Annotated in this window: 12 protein-coding genes; 8 read left to right on the top strand and 4 right to left on the bottom strand. The window is 72.1% G+C overall.

Annotated elements, in window-relative coordinates:
* The first annotated feature begins 351 nt into the window (after positions 1 to 351).
* On the top strand, positions 352 to 966 hold the full coding sequence (locus tag ACZ5TL_RS03470; protein WP_468587223.1) for a potassium channel family protein: 615 nt from the start codon (positions 352 to 354) through the stop codon (positions 964 to 966).
* Positions 967 to 969: 3 nt separating this feature from the next.
* The gene (locus ACZ5TL_RS03465; RefSeq protein WP_468587221.1) at positions 970 to 2,379 is read left to right on the top strand and encodes a DUF2252 domain-containing protein; all 1,410 of its coding nucleotides are present in this window, start codon (positions 970 to 972) and stop codon (positions 2,377 to 2,379) included.
* Positions 2,380 to 2,433: 54 nt separating this feature from the next.
* Here the strand turns inward: ACZ5TL_RS03465 and ACZ5TL_RS03460 are convergent, their stop codons facing one another.
* Together ACZ5TL_RS03460 and ACZ5TL_RS03455 are read right to left on the bottom strand one after the other, a co-directional pair.
* Positions 2,434 to 2,631 (bottom strand): hypothetical protein, encoded by a 198-nt coding sequence (locus ACZ5TL_RS03460; protein ID WP_468587219.1) that lies wholly within the window; start codon positions 2,629 to 2,631, stop codon positions 2,434 to 2,436.
* A 224-nt stretch (positions 2,632 to 2,855) separates the two neighbouring features.
* Complete coding sequence (locus ACZ5TL_RS03455) at positions 2,856 to 5,528, bottom strand: helix-turn-helix transcriptional regulator (RefSeq protein ID WP_468587217.1); 2,673 nt, start codon at positions 5,526 to 5,528, stop codon at positions 2,856 to 2,858.
* A gap of 387 nt (positions 5,529 to 5,915) precedes the next feature.
* On the opposite strand from ACZ5TL_RS03455, the gene ACZ5TL_RS03450 reads away from it, so the two are divergent.
* From ACZ5TL_RS03450 to ACZ5TL_RS03430, 5 genes are all read left to right on the top strand, one after another.
* Complete coding sequence (locus ACZ5TL_RS03450) at positions 5,916 to 6,794, top strand: universal stress protein (protein ID WP_468587215.1); 879 nt, start codon at positions 5,916 to 5,918, stop codon at positions 6,792 to 6,794.
* A gap of 145 nt (positions 6,795 to 6,939) precedes the next feature.
* Positions 6,940 to 7,794, top strand: a complete 855-nt coding sequence (locus tag ACZ5TL_RS03445; protein WP_468587213.1) for a DMT family transporter — start codon at positions 6,940 to 6,942, stop codon at positions 7,792 to 7,794.
* A gap of 380 nt (positions 7,795 to 8,174) precedes the next feature.
* The gene (locus ACZ5TL_RS03440; RefSeq protein WP_468587211.1) at positions 8,175 to 9,500 is read left to right on the top strand and encodes an NfeD family protein; all 1,326 of its coding nucleotides are present in this window, start codon (positions 8,175 to 8,177) and stop codon (positions 9,498 to 9,500) included.
* A complete protein-coding gene (locus ACZ5TL_RS03435) occupies positions 9,497 to 10,291 on the top strand; it encodes a slipin family protein (protein ID WP_468587209.1) in 795 nt (264 codons plus the stop codon). Before ACZ5TL_RS03440 ends, ACZ5TL_RS03435 begins: the two co-directional genes overlap by 4 nt.
* 276 nt (positions 10,292 to 10,567) lie before the next feature.
* Positions 10,568 to 10,963 carry a DUF6343 family protein gene (locus ACZ5TL_RS03430; protein WP_468587207.1) on the top strand — a complete coding sequence of 132 codons (396 nt, stop codon included), beginning with the start codon at positions 10,568 to 10,570 and terminating at the stop codon, positions 10,961 to 10,963.
* Between the two features lie 29 nt (positions 10,964 to 10,992).
* Here ACZ5TL_RS03430 and ACZ5TL_RS03425 read toward each other — a convergent pair whose 3' ends face one another.
* Positions 10,993 to 12,030 (bottom strand): TerC family protein, encoded by a 1,038-nt coding sequence (locus ACZ5TL_RS03425; RefSeq protein ID WP_468587205.1) that lies wholly within the window; start codon positions 12,028 to 12,030, stop codon positions 10,993 to 10,995.
* Positions 12,027 to 13,262, bottom strand: coding sequence for a Na+/H+ antiporter NhaA (nhaA, locus tag ACZ5TL_RS03420; protein ID WP_468587203.1), 1,236 nt, complete (start codon positions 13,260 to 13,262; stop codon positions 12,027 to 12,029). The genes ACZ5TL_RS03425 and nhaA overlap by 4 nt, the downstream gene beginning before the upstream one ends.
* 323 nt (positions 13,263 to 13,585) lie before the next feature.
* Between nhaA and ACZ5TL_RS03415 the strand changes: the two genes are divergently transcribed.
* Positions 13,586 to 14,917 (top strand): cytochrome P450, encoded by a 1,332-nt coding sequence (locus tag ACZ5TL_RS03415; RefSeq protein WP_468587201.1) that lies wholly within the window; start codon positions 13,586 to 13,588, stop codon positions 14,915 to 14,917.
* The last annotated feature ends 124 nt before the right edge of the window (positions 14,918 to 15,041 follow it).

Genomic DNA, 15,041 nt, shown 5'->3' with positions numbered 1-15,041 from the left:
GGACGGGGCCGCCTCACCCGGGGCAGGTGATCGCCCGGTCGGCCCGGCGAGGGAGACTCGGACGCCCCCCGTCCAGGAACCCCCCAGTGCCGCCAGCATCCGCGCGGGATCGGACGCCGGTCCCGCGAGCCCGTGTTCCGCTCCGGTGCGCGGTGCCTGACCGGGCGACATCGTCATGACTCCTCCTCGTGCGAGGACCGGCGGCCCGCGGACGTCGCGGATCCCTGCCCGCCTCGGGCAGCCAGCGTCGCGCGCGCCGCCGGCCACCGGTTCACCCGCCGCGGGTGATCCGTACGCGGCGCCGTCGCGGTGAGGTGGAACAGCGCACCCCACCGGACCGAGAGACACCAGATGAACGATCCAGCGGCCGCCCGGCCCGAGTCCGCCCGGCCCCGGCCGGTGCGGGACCGGCACCGGCGGCGAGGGGGTCCACGCCGGCGCGCGTCGATCGCCGTCCTCGTGCGTACCGCGCTCATCGCGGCCGGACTCGTCACCGTCTACTACGTGCTCCCCCTGGACGGGCGCAGCACGGACGGCACCTCGGCGCTGCTCGCCGGTGGTCTGCTGCTGGTCGTCGTGGTCTTCTGGTGGGAGGTGCGGGCCACCGTCCACTCGCCCTACCCCCGGCTGAAGGCCGTCGAGACCCTGGCCACCACGCTGACCCTGTTCCTCCTGCTCTTCGCTGGCTCCTACTTCCTGGTGGAGCACACCACGCCGGGCTCCTTCAGCGAGCCGCTGACCAAGACGGACTCCCTGTACTTCACGCTCACCACGTTCGCCACCGTCGGGTACGGCGACATCACCGCCCGTTCCCAGACGGGTCGGGTGCTGGCGATGGTCCAGATGGCGGGCGGGCTGCTGCTGGTGGGCGTGGCCGCGCGGATCCTGGCCGGTGCCGTCCAGGCCGGGCTGCGCAGGCAGGGACGCGAGTCGCCGGAGGATCGCTCCTCGCGGCCGGAGGGCTGAGCCATGACCGTATCGAGCCCCTTCACGACCTTCCTGTCGCCGGCCGAGCGGGCGGCCGAGGGCCGGAGCGCGCGGCGACGGGTCCCGCGTTCGTCCCACGGTTCCTTCGAGGCGGGGCCGGACCGGTTCGACCCGGTCGAGGTGGTGGAGCGCCAGTCGGCCACGCGCGTGACGGAGTTGGTGCCGATCCGCTACGGCCGCATGCTCGAGTCCCCGTTCCGTTTCTACCGGGGCGCGGCGGCGATCATGGCGGCGGACCTCGGCGCCACCACGGACACGGGGCTGCGGGTGCAGCTCTGCGGCGACGCCCATCTGCTGAACTTCCGGCTGCTGGCCTCGCCGGAGCGGCATCTGGTCTTCGACCTCAACGACTTCGACGAGACCCTGGCCGGGCCGTTCGAGTGGGACGTCAAACGGCTCGCGGCCAGTTTCGCCATCGCGGGCCGGGCCAACGGCTTCACGACCGCGGAGCAGAACAGCGCGGTGGGGGCGTGCGTACGGGCCTACCGGCAGCGGATGCGGGAGTTCGCCGGCATGCGCACCCTGGACATCTGGTACGCGCAGGACGACGCCGACCGGCTGCGGGAGCTGATGGCCGCGTCGATGTCCAAGGACACGCGGCGCCGCACCGCCGAGGCGACGGCGAAGGCGCGCACCCGCACCCACCTCCAGGCCTTCACGAAGCTCACCCGGACCACGGCCGAGGGCCGGCGCATCGCGCCCGACCCGCCGCTGATCACCCCGCTCAGGGACCTGGTGACCGGCACCTCCCGGCACGGGCAGGAGAAGGAGCTGCGCGGCGTCCTCGAGGGGTACGCGCGGACCCTGTCGTCCGAGCGCCGGCACCTGCTGCGCCGTTTCCGTCCGGTGGACATCGCCCGCAAGGTGGTGGGCGTCGGCAGCGTCGGCACCCGCTGCTGGATCGTGCTCCTGCTCGGCCGGGACGACGACGATCCGCTGCTGCTCCAGGCCAAGGAGGCACAGGAGTCGGTGCTCGCCGCCCACACCGTCGGCATCCGCTACGACAACGAGGGCCGCCGCGTGGTGGCGGGGCAGCGGCTGATCCAGACGACCAGCGACATCCTGCTGGGCTGGACGCACGCCGTGGGGCTCGACGGGCACGAGCGGGACTTCTACGTACGGCAGTTGCGCGACTGGAAGGGCATCGCACGGCCGGACACCATGGACCCCGGCCTGCTCCGGCTGTTCGCGCGGCTGTGCGGGGCGAGCCTGGCACGGGCCCACGCCCGCTCGGGCGACCCCGTCGCCGTCGCGGCCTACCTGGGCGGCAGCGACCGCTTCGACCGCGCGCTCACCGCGTTCGCACAGGCCTACGCCGACCAGAACGAGCGGGACTTCGCGGCGCTGGGCACGGCCGCCCGGTCCGGCAGGATTCGTACGGCTCCGCTGTGATCGCTCCGGTCACTTCGGTCACTTCGGTCACTTGGGTCACGTCGGTCGCTCCGGTCACTCCGGCAGCTGGCGCATCTCCACGACTCTGAGCCCCAGCGACTGGAAGCGCGTCAGCAGCCCGTAGAGGTGGGCTTCGTCAATGACGGAGCCGTAGAGGACCGTCTGACCGGACATCACCACATGGTCCAGTTCGGGGAAGACGTTGGCCATCGTCTCCGACATGTGTCCGTCGACGCGGATCTCGTAGCGCATGAGCTGCTCTCCCGCGGGCCGCCTCGGTCGCGCCCTTCCCTTGCGATGGTCCGCTCCGGCGCGCCGTCCGCCCTCACCCGGCGCAGGTGAACTCCGTCGCCCGTCCGTGTTCAGTGCTTCAGTGCTTCAGTGCGCTCTGGCGGTCCACGGCCCGCTGCGCGAGCCAGGCGCGCCCCGAACAGCTCCGTGTGCACGTGCGCGCGCCAGAAGGCGCCCGTGCTGCTTCACAGCAGCCGCCGTTCGCGGGCGCGGCGCACCGCGTCGCCGCGGCGGGTCACCGCCAGCTTGCGGTAGATGCTCTTGAGGTGGGTCTTGACCGTGTTCACGGACACGTGGAGGTCCGCGGCGATCTCCTCCGTCGACATCATCTCGGCCAGTCGCCGCAACACGTCACCCTCGCGTGCGCTCAGCTCCTCGACGGCGAGCGGCGGAGGCTGGGCCGGTGCGGCCGATCCCGGGGGGCGGTACCGGCCGGTGGCCGGGAGGAGCCAGCCGGCAGCCAGGTCCCGCGGCCGGCCGGTGGTCAGCAGCGGGCGGATCCAGGGGCCGGCTTCCAGGAACGGACGGCGCAGCCGCTCGCGCCGCCCGTCCAGGAGCGCACGGGTGACCAGTCGGCGGGCGGTGGCGTCGTCCCCGGTCTCGTGGACTGCCTGCGCACGCACGAGCGTGGCGCGGACCGTCACCGCCGGACCGGGCCGGTCGTCCCCGGGCAGGCCGGCGATGAGGTCGAGCGCTTCTTCGGGGTGGCCCGCCGCCAGGCGGGCTCGTGCCGCCCCGACCGCACACTCCGTCCGGTGGTGTGCCCTCCGCTCCACGGCCTTCCCGGCCAGCTCGGGATGTCCCAGGGCCAGTTGGGCCGCGGACGCGAGCAGGGCGGCGTGGTCCTGCGCCCAGGGTGAGCTCACGGCGGCCTCCACGGTCGCGTCCGCCGCGGCCAGCGCGGCTCGGGCGTCCCCTCGGGCCAGGAGCAGGCGCCCCCGGGTGAGCGTCCGGGCCGCCTCCAGCACCGGGTCCTCGACGAGCGGCGGGGAGACGGCTGCCGCGTCGAGGAGCGCCTGGGCCTCGTCGAGTTCGTCGCGGTCGATGTGGACGGCGGCCAGGACCAGCGGGCCCGTGCCGGACCCGCACCGTCGGGGCAGGGTGTAGCGCTCCGCCTGCCCGGCCGCCGACCGGGCCTTGTGCTCCGCCTGGCCGGGCCGGCCGGTCAGGTAGTCGATCAGGGCCAGGTGTCCGAGGGCCTCCCACCGGGGCAGCGCCGTCGCCGCCCGGTCCGGGTGTCCGGCGACCTCCGACAGGGCGGCCCGGGCGTCGTCGAACCGCCCGGCCCACAGGCGGGCGGAGCCCAGGTGGGTGAGGAGGAGGGAGGTGAGTTCCGGGTGCTCGTCGAGGTGGTGCCCGGGGATGTCCTGCCGGAGGGCCCGTGCTCGCTCGGCGGCACGTTCCGCTCCGCCCGGCGAGCCGGTCAGCCGGGCCGCCAGGGCTTGAAGCAGGGCGCAGCTGAGCCGGACCGGCGCGGGACCGGTCCCGTCCCGGTCCAGTGCCTCCTCGGCCCGGCGCAGATGCGTCAGGGCGGGTGCGAGATCGCCCCGGGTCAGCTCACGGGCCGCGCGGACGAGGTCGGGCGCCGGACCCGTGACCTCCGGGCCCATCCCGGCGAACAGGGCGGACAGGTCCTCGCAGCGCAGGCCGGTGAAGAGCTGCCCGATCGCCAGGTCGTCGACCAGGGCGCGGGCGGTGAACTCCCAGTCCCCCGCCGCGGCACCCTGCGCCAGTGCGTCGAGCAGGGCTCCGGAGTCGCGCAGCCACCGCGCGGCCCAGCTGCGCAGCTCCGGCTCCAGGCCGGGCAGGCGCTCCCGCAGATGGGCCCGGAGGATCTCCGCGAACAACGGGTGCAGGCTGTACCACGCGTGGCCGAGATAGTGGACGAACGCGTTCTCGCGGTGCAGCCCCGCCAGGATCGGCTCGGCGTCGGTGCGCAGCGTCAGCGCGTTCACCAGGTCGGGACAGAAGCGTTCCAGGACGCTGATGCGCAGCAGCAGGTCCTGAGTGCCGGGTGTCTGCCGGTCGAGCACCTCGGCCAGCAGGAAGTCGGCCACCGTGCTGTGGCCGGCCTCGAACTGTTTCACATAGGCATGGGGGTCGTCGCCCTGCCGGGCGGCCAGCGCGCACAGCCGCAGACCGGCGGCCCAGCCCCGGGTCCGGTCGACCAGGGCCGCCACGGCACTCGTGGGCAGCTCAAGGCCGTGGCGCGACAGCAGCTGGTGGGCCTCGTCCGGTGTGAAGGCCAGCTCGGCGCCCCGGATCTCCGTCATCTCGCCGGACGTACGGTAGCGGTGCAGCGGCAGCAGGGGTTCCGTGCGGGTGACCAGGACCAGGCGCAGGCCCCGCCCGGCGTGGTGCAGGACGAACTGCAACTGCTCCGCGATCTCCGGGGAGGCCACCCGGTCGAACTCGTCGAGGACGACGACGGTGGTCCGGTCCCGGCGCTCCAGTCCGGAGGCCAGCCGGGTCAGCGTCCGCCGGTCCACGCGGGCCGCTTCCGCCGGGCAGCCGACCTCGCCCGCCAGGGGGGCTCCGGCGGCGCGCAGGGCCTGGAGCAGATAGGCCCAGAAGACCCCGGGGGCCTGGTCGGTGGCCTCGCTCGTGAGCCAGGCCACCGGTTCCCGCACGTCGGCGGCCCAGTCGGCGACCAGGAGGGTCTTGCCCGCGCCGGCCGACCCGTTGACCAGTGTCAGAGGCGTCACGAGTGCCTGGTCGAGGTGCTGGACCAGACGCGTCCGGCGCAGGAACGTGGCGGGCCGCCTCGGCAGGGCGAACCGTGTGCGCAGCAGCGGATCGCCCGTCGGGTCGACGCCCGTGGACGCCGGCTCCGCATCGGTCTCCTCCGTCGCGGCCATGGGGATCACCCCTGCCTGCCGTCCGCCGGATCACGAGCAGCGCTCGTTTCGCTCAGGATCTCAGTGCTCACCGCCCCCCGCACACCAGGAGCAGGCCCGGGCCCCGTGCAGGCGCGGGTCGCGGGCGGCCACCGGTGCACGCGCCCCGCCGGCCGTCCACCCGTTGCGGGCGATGCGGCCGCCGCGTCGCCGGAGTTCACTGGAGAGCGCGTCGGCGCCCCGGCGCACGGGTGACGGATCCGCACCCACCAGCTACGGAGCCGCGCGGCAGGACCCGGAGCCCGAAACGGGGGCGGCAACCACCCACACGACGGCAGCCGGCCTGCTGCGCCTGAACGCAGCGCATCGTGGTACTCGTCCGCAGGGACCTTCTGAAGGGGGTCGTCTATGTCCCGCCACGTGACGGTCGGTGTGGACGGGTCGCCCGAGAGCGGGGCCGCCGCCGAATGGGCGGCGCAGGAGACCTTGCTGCGGGACGCGCCGCTGCGGATCGTGAACGCGTACGAGTGGCCGGGGGCGGCGACCACTCCGGTCGTCAGCCCTGATACGCAGCGCCGCTGGGCGGACGAGCTCCTGGCCGAGACCGCGGAGGAACTGGGGCGGAAGCACCCCTCACTGGAGATCAGCACCCGGCGGCTGCCCGGGCGGCCCGCCGCCGCTCTGGCCCTCGAGGCGGCCGAGGCCGACGTCCTGGTGCTCGGCTCGCGCGGGCTGAGCGGCGCGATGGGATTCCTCCTCGGGTCGGTCGGCAGGGAGACGATCAGCAGGACGGAGCGGCCTGTCGTGCTTGTACGGGCGCCGGGGGAGGCGGTCGCTCCGGAGGAGGCTGGCCCTGCCGCTCCTCCTCGCTACGTGGTCGTCGGCATGGACATCAACCAGCACTGCGACTCGCTTCTCGCCTTCGGCTTCGAAGAGGCCGCGCGGCATGGCGACCGCTTGCTGGCGCTGCACGGGTGGTCCATTCCGCCGATGGTCCGCGACGCGGCCGCACTCCTGGCATCCCAGCGGGAGATGGGCCAGGACATCGCCCGGCGCCTCACCGGGATTCTGGCGCCCTGGCGGCAGAGGTTCCCCGCGGTGGAGGTGGTCGAGCGATCGCCCATCGGCGCGCCCTCTCAGCTGCTGGCCCACGCGGCGGCCGACGCGGACCTCGTGGTCGTCGGCCGACGCGTCCGCAAGGGCCTCCTGCTCGCGCACGTCGGTTCCGTCACGCACGCCGTGATACACCACTGCGCCGCGCCCGTCGCCGTCGTCGCCCACCGGTGACCGCCGTCCGGCAACAGGATGTGGGGCGGCGGCCGCCCCGCGACGTCGCAGTCGCGGGATTCCTCCTGGCCGGCAGCGGCGCCGAGGCCGGCCGGTCCCGGCGTGTCAGACGCGGCTTCCACGCCCGTGCGGGGATCCTTGCCCCATGAACACCGCCGTCGCGGTGCCGGCCGCCTTGCTGTCCGCCATCTGCTTCGGGGTCGGGTCGGTGCTTCAGCACCAGGCGGCGCGCCAGGCGTCTCCGCAGGAGTCGTTGCGGCTTCGGCTCTTGCTAGATCTGGCCCGTCGGCCGATGTGGCTGGTGGGGATGGGTCTGGTCGCCTCCTCCTTCGCATGGCTGGGCATCGCGCTGGCCTTCGGCCCGCTGGTCCTGGTCCTGCCGCTGGCGGCCACCGACCTCATCTTCGCTCTGCCGCTCCTGGCCTGGCGTCGCAGGATGCCTCTGACGCGCATCGAGGCGACCGGGATCGCGTGCACGGCGGGGGGCGTGGCCATGTTCCTGACGGTGTTGCCACCGGCCCCCGCCGGGACGGAAGTTCCCACGCTGCGTGACTGGGTGCCGACACTCGCGGCCGTCGGTGGCCTGGTGGCTCTGCTGGTGCCGGCCGGGGTGAGGAGGAAGGGGCGGACGCGTGCGGCCCTGTACGCGATCTGCGCGGCATTGATGTTCGCGCTTCTCGACAGCCTGGCCAAGAGCACTACCGGTCGGCTCCGGGACGACGGCTTCGGCGCGTTCGCGCACTGGGAGCCGTATGCGCTGATCGTCGTCGGTGTGATGGGCCTGACCCTGTCGCAAAGTGCTTACCAGGCCGGCTCTCTGGCCATCAGTCTGCCGGTCATCGACACCCTGGAGCCGGTCGGTGCCGTGGTGTTCGGCCTCGCTGTCTTCGGCGAGCAGCTCGCCGCGTCCACCTGGGGGATGACCGTGCAGGCGCTGGGCGCGGCCACGGCCGTGGTGGGCATCGTGCTCCTGGACCGGTCACCGCTGGCACGCGCCTGACTACGCGCCCGCGCCCGGCACACCGGCTCACAGCCGTCCCGGGCGCGTGACCGCGTCGGGATCGGCCGGCTTCCGCGGCGCGCACGCCGGACATCCGCCCCATGGCCGTGTGACTGCCTGAGGACTCAGCCCAGTCCGTGGGCCGCACGCACGCCCGCGCTCACAGTGGAGCGATCGGGGTGCTCCGCCGCCCCGGGCACGTCCGGTCGGAGCCGGTGCGGGGACTCGGCAGGCACGCCCGTCCGCGACGGGATTCCGGTATCCGGTACGCCTCACGCACCGCAGAGGGGTACTCGGGTCGTCAAGGAAGCGGAAGCTTGCATTCCGCCCAGGTGCGTCGGGAGAGAGTGGATGCGGTGGCTGGACGCAGCCCTCGGACGATGACCAGGCTTTTCGCCCGGGCGCTCCTGGTCGCGCTGGCGTGCGCACTCGGGCTTCCCGCCGCCGGTGCGGCGCAGGACTCTCGTGTTCTGGTGACGCAGGTGGACGACACGATCACCCCGGTCATCGCGGATCACCTGGAGGAGGGACTGCGCACCGCGGAACGGGACGACTACGCCGCGTACGTGGTGGAGATCGACACACCGGGCGGTCTGCTGGTGTCCACCAGGGAAATCGTGCAGGACTTCCTGTCCTCGCCCGTGCCGGTCGTCGTTCACGTGACGCCCTCGGGCGCGCGGGCGGCGTCGGCGGGCGCCTACATCACGATGTCCGCGCACATCGCCGCGATGGCACCGGGCACACACATCGGCGCGGGAACACCGGTGACCGGGGAGGGCGAGAAGGCGAGCGACAAGGTCGTCAACGACTCGGCCGCGTTCGCCGTGTCGGTCGCCGAGCGCCGCGACCGGAACACCGAGTTCGCCGAGAGCATGGTCCGTGACGGAACATCGGTCTCCGCCCGACAGGCCCTGCGGGACAACGTCGTCGACCTTGTGACGCCCTCCAGGGATTCCCTGCTCGCCGACCTCGACGGGCGCACGGTCGTCGTGGGGCCGCAGGACGCGTCCCGCGAAGTGGAGCTGCACACCGCGAACGCCCGGGTGGTCGAACACGAGCTGGGCTTCTTCGGCGACCTGCGACAGTGGCTGGCCAGCCCGGAACTGGCGTTCCTGTTCCTGTCGATCGGAACCCTGGCCGTGCTGTACGAGCTGGCCGCTCCCGGCATCGGCTTCGCCGGCGTCGTCGGCGGGATCCTGCTGGTGCTCGGGTTCGTGGCGTTGAGCGTGCTGCCGTTCAACGTCGGCGGGCTGCTGCTGCTCCTGCTGGCCGCCGCACTGTTCGCCGGTGAGATCCTCACACCGGGAGTCGGTGTGCTCGCCGCAGGGGGGACCGCTTCGTTGGTGATGGGCGGGATCCTGCTGTTCCGGGGGGAACTCCGCGTCGATCCGGCCGTCCTGTGGCCCACCGCACTGGTCGTCGGGGGCGGAGCGCTGATCGCGGGCCGCCTCGCCTGGCGGGCACGCCGCGCGCCCACGCTGGGCGACGAGGACGAACTGGTGGGGCGCGAGGCAGTGGTCACCCGCGTCGAGGGCGCTGCCGGTCAGGTCCTGCTCGACGGAGCGTGGTGGACGGTCCGCGGACGCGACGCCCCGGTGGCTGAGGGGAGTCGCGTGCGGGTGGTGGCCCGCGAGGGACTCGACCTCGTCGTCGAAGACGCACCCAGCCCCGGCCGGGACCGGGGTCCCACGGAGGAGGAACCATGAACGGTGCACTGACCGGAATCCTCGTCGCGGCGGGCATTGCGCTGCTGCTCCTGCTCATGGCCGTCAAGATCGTTCCCGAGTACGAACGCGGAGTGATCTTCCGCCTCGGCCGCATCATCGGAGCGAAGGGGCCCGGCCTCTTCGTGATCATTCCCTTCGTCGACCGCATGGTCCGTGTCTCCCTGCGGACGGTCACGATGGACATCCCGCCCCAGGACGTCATCACCAAGGACAACGTCACCGTCCGGGTCAACGCCGTCACCTACTTCAACGTCGTCGACCCCAACCGCTCGGTGGTGGCCATCGAGGACCACATCAAGGGGACCTCACAGGTCGCCCAGACCACGCTGCGCAGCATCCTCGGCCAGGTGGACCTGGACGAGCTGCTGATCAACCGGGACGAGATCAACCAGCGGCTGCAGCAGATCATCGACCGTGTCACCAACCCGTGGGGTGTCAAGGTCACCCTCGTCGAGGTCAAGGACGTCGAGCTGCCGCAGCCCATGCGCCGGGCCATGGCCCGCCAGGCGGAGGCCGAGCGCGACCGACGGGCCAAGGTCATCCACGCCAAGGGCGAGTACGAGGCCGCCGAGACCCTGGCCGACGCCGCCGACCGTCTCGAAGGCCACCCGGCGGCCATGCACCTGAGGATCCTGTCCACCATGGCCGAGATCTCCGAGGAGCGGAACTCCACACTCATCTTCCCGCTCCCCATGGAGGTGCTGCGCCTCGTCGACATGTTCCGCCCGCCGTCCGACCAGACCCCTGCCACTCCCACGAAGTCACCATGAGCACGCCTCGGTGAGAGGCACGCGAGCCCGGCAGCGGGTTCCGGGATTCTCATCGCAAGGCTGGGTACGCGGTGGGGACATCCGGGCCGAACGGAGATGGTGCGGCCCGCGCAGAAAGTGACACCGATGATCTCCGGGATGGTCCTGCACATCGAGATGATGTGACACTCCCCCGCGGACATCATCGTCTCGAGGCCGGCTCGGGGCCGCGGTGACCGTCCCCGCCTGACGGTGTCATCACGGCGTGCGGCCTGTCACGACGAAGGTGGGAGCGCGATGACCAGTGACAAGGGAACGTCCTGGCTGGGGTCGACGACACGTCGCACTGGCTCCGGCAACAGCCCAGGGCGGCGTGAGGGTCCGGTGCAGCGCGGACGCTCCGGAATGATCGGCCGCCGTTTCCCCCGAACCGGTACCGAGCCGGTCACCGCTCAGAGCCCGCTCGGCCTGCGTCTGCTGCTGTCGGTGCTGTTCCTGCCGTTGTTCGGCGGGGCGGCCGTACTCTTCGGCGTGTGGGCGGCGGGCTCGGGCCCCGACGGCAGCCCCGGACGCGGCGTCCTCGTCACTCTCGCCGTCGTGTGCGCCGCGCTCGCCCTGCTCGCGGCGGTCGATGTGGTCGTCGTCGTACGCAGGCTCAGGCGTGAACGCGGCGATCGTTCACGGGCGGGGTGAGCGCGTCCTGTCATCTCGACGAGCACGGCTCAGCGGCTGCCTGCTTCCTGACCGGAGTCCGCGGACTTGGGGGGATGCGCGCGCAGTGAGCCGGGGTGGGCCTTGGCGGTCGGGTCGTGCCTCGTTTTGATCAGGCTTGCCACGGTGACGACCGCGAGCACGAGGGCGATCACGACGAGGCTGACCGGGGTGGAGATCTCGGGGACTGCCTCGTGCACGTCGACATGCGCCCAATGCAGGATGAGCTTGACGCCGATGAACGCGAGGATCAGCGAGAGCCCGGCGGACAGATACACCAGCCGGTCCAGGAGTCCCTTGACGAGGAAGAACAGGGCGCGCAGCCCGAGCAGGGCGAAGGCGTTGGCGGTGAAGACGATGTAGGGCTCCCGGGTGACCCCGAACACCGCGGGGATGGAGTCGAGCGCGAAGAGCAGGTCGATGCTGCCGATGGCGAGCAGGACGACGAACAGCGGGGTGACCATCCGGCGCCCGTCGACGCGGGTGGCGAGTCGGCCGCCGACGTAGTCGTCGGTGACGGGCAAGAACCTGCGGGCGGCCTTGACCATGACGTTGTCCTCGATGTCGGGGTCCTCGTCGCGGTGCCGGAACAACTGCACGGCCGTGTAGATCAGCAGCAGCCCGAACAGCAGGAACATGAACGAGAACAGCGCCAGCAGGGTGGCGCCGACCGCGATGAAGACCGCGCGCATGGCCAGGGCGAGCACGATGCCGAAGGTGAGCACCTTGTGCTGGTGTTCCTCGGGCACGGCGAAGGTGGTCATGATGATGACGAAGACGAACAGGTTGTCGACCGACAAGCTCTTCTCGACGATGTAGCCGGCGAAGTACTCGGTGCCGAACTCTCCGCCGTACCGCGCGGCGAACCAGACGCCGAAGCCGACCGCGGCCAGGACGTAGAACACCGACCACGCGGTGGCCTCGCCGAAGCCGACCCGGTGCGGGCGCGCGGCGGCCAGGATCAGGTCGACGGCGAGCAGGGCGAGGATCAGGCCGATGGTGACGGCCCAGGTGAGTGCGCTGATGTCCAGCACCGGTCCTCCGTTCATCTCTCCGGTCGGTCCTCGCTCGGCGGGGACGTTGTGGTGGCGCCGGTGCCGGTCGGGGCCGTGAGCAACGACACCACGCCTGCCAGGGCGGCGATGGTGGATGCGGTGAGGATACCGACCTTGGCCTGAGCGACAAGGGCGGCGTCGGTGAAGGCGAGGTCGGTGATGAACAGCGAGACGGTGAACCCGATACCGCCCAGTGCGGCGGCGCCCAGGATCTCGCGGTGGTGCATGCCCGCGGGCAGAGCACCCCAGCCCAGTCGGCGCACCAGGTAGGCCACCCCGCCGATGCCGATGATCTTACCGAGGACAAGACCGGCGATGATCGCCCACGTCACCGCCTGGCCAAAGGCGTCGCCGAGCGCGCCACCGCGCAGGTCGACGCCGGCGTTGGCCAGGGCGAAGACCGGAACCACCAGGAACGCGCTGACCGGGTGCAAGGTGCGCTCCAGGTCGTCCAGAACACCGCGCCCGGCGACGGGCCGGGCCGGGGTGAGCAGCCCGAGCGCGACCCCGGCGAGGGTGGCGTGCACGCCGGACTCCAGGGTGGCGAACCAGACCAGCACCCCGACCGGAACGTAAGCCCAGGGCTGGTGCACCCCGAGCCTGCGCATGCCGGCGGCGACCAGCAGTCCGGCCACCGCACCCGCCAGCCACCAGAGATTGAGGCGTTCGGTGTAGAAGACCGCGATGACGCCGATCGCGAGGATGTCGTCGACGATGGCGACGCTGAGCAGAAAGAGCTTCGCCCCGGTGGAGGCCCGACGGCCCAGCAGCGCCAGGATCCCGACCGCGAAGGCGATGTCGGTGGCCATCGGAATGCCCCACCCGCGCCCCGCTTCCCCACCGCTGACCACGCCCACGTACATGAGCGCCGGGACCACGACACCGCCGACGGCGGCCAGCGCCGGCAGCATCGCCGCGCGGCGGTCACGCAACTCCCCCACGACCAGTTCGCGCTTGATTTCCAGGCCGATGACGAAGAAGAACAGGACCATCAGCCCGTCGTTGACCCAATGCCGCAGGTCGTGGGTCACCCTCGCCTCCCCGCCGCCGAGGCTGACCTCCTGCTGCCAGAACTGGGCATAGCCGTCCGCCGCCGGGCTGTTCGCCCACACCAGCGCACTCACCGCGGCAACGACCAGGATGATCCCGCCCGCGCTCTCCGCGTGCAGGAACACCCGCAGCGGGGAAGCGACCGCGGCCGCCACGCGTCTGATCGAATCTGTCACGGTCTCTGTCGCACTCCTTGCCCACGGTCACCCTGTCGCACGTGACGGCGAAACACACGCTCGTATCGACTCTCACAAAGATCGTCCCCGGCCGCACCCGCACGCCACCGGCCGGCGCGGGGGGTCCGAGTGGGGGGGGCGGCACGGAATCCAGCGACCTCTCAGGCGCCCCTGGGCTACGAGGAGCGCGGGGTCCATCCGTCCGCCCGGTTCTGGACCATCCGCTGGAGGATGTTCCACCGCGGACGGAGGCGCTCCGCGGTGAGTGCGCTCGGAGAGCAGAACGGAGTACGCTCGCACGTAGCCACTACTAGCATCGGACAATGCGCACCTCCTCATCGCTGCTGCGGGCCCTTCGCCCCCAAGTCCAAGAGCGCCTCTACGACTTCTACGAAGAGCTGCGGAGCGCCGACGACCTCTTCTGGGACCGCCACCTGGACGCCTGGGTCGCGACCGGGCACGCAGTGGTCAGCAGCGCCGCAGGTGACCAGAGGCTGTCCTCAGTGCGCTATCCCGACATCGCGGCCGTCTCCGAGGAACTGCGGCCGCTGGCCCGAGTCCTGAGTCGGCAGATGCTCTACAGCGACGCCCCCGACCACCCCCGGCTGCGGGCCCTGATCAGCAGGGCCTTCACCCCGAGGGCGGTAGCGACACTGCGTGCCCGCATCGTCGAAGCCGTCGACCGGATCATCACCGATGCCGCGCCGACAGGCCGGATGGACATCGTCGCGGACCTCGCCCGCCCCCTGCCTCTCACCGTCATCTGCGACCTCCTCGACGTACCGCAGCAGGACCGCCCCGCCGTCGCCGCCTGGTCCGAGCCGATCGCCGAAGCCATCGGCAACTCCCGGCTCGACGCCGACGGCAACCGCGCGGCCTCGCAGAGCATGGCGGACATGCTCGCCTGCCTCCGCGGACTCCTCACCCGCCACGACGCTCCGCCGGCCCCCCACACCCTGCGCGCCTTGCTGACCACACAGGCCCAGGCCACCGACCAGGACCTCGACGAACTCCTCGCCAACTGCGCCCTGCTCCTGATCGCCGGCCACGAGACCACCACCCACTTCATCGGCAACGCCACCCTCGCCCTGCTCCGCCACCCGCACGCAGCCGACCAACTGCGCCACCGGCCCGAACTGATGCCCGCCGCCGTCGAGGAACTCCTGCGCTATGACGCCCCCGTACAGCTGATGCTGCGCCGCGCGCGCCAGGACCTGGACCTGGCGGGCCGCACCGTCGCCGAAGGACAGACCGTGCTCCTCGTGTGCGGCGCCGCCAACCGTGATCCGGCCGTGTTTCCCGATCCCCACGTACTGGACTTCGAGCGGCCCGGCGGACGGCACATGGCGTTCGGGCACGGACCGCACTTCTGCCTCGGCGCGGCACTGGCCAGGCTGGAAGGCGCGATCGCGCTGGAAGCACTCCTCACCCGGCTCCCCGGCCTGCGCCTCGACGGCACCGCGCCACAGTGGCAGCGCAGCCTCAACTTCCGCGGACTCACCCGTCTCGACGTCGCCTTCACCCCGCTCTCGGACGAACACGGCACAGGCTCGCGGAACCTGCCGACCGACGCTCTCCCACGCGGCCTCAGCCGCCCGACGCATGCCGGCGAGTGCCCCGCCCGCACGGCGCCCGGCACCGTCGCGGGTGCTTGACGTGGCCCAGAGCGGAGGGCACCGGGCGGCCAGGCCGACCTCGATCGCCGGGGAGTATCCGCGCGGCCGGGGAGCGCTTGGGGAGGAGCGACCGCACGCCTCAGGCGTGGGGTGAGCGGGCCAT

The sequence above is a fragment of the Streptomyces sp. NPDC033136 genome (genome assembly GCF_055578235.1).
Note: the sequence above shows the minus strand (reverse complement) of the source record. Positions and strands in the feature narration are given on the sequence as shown.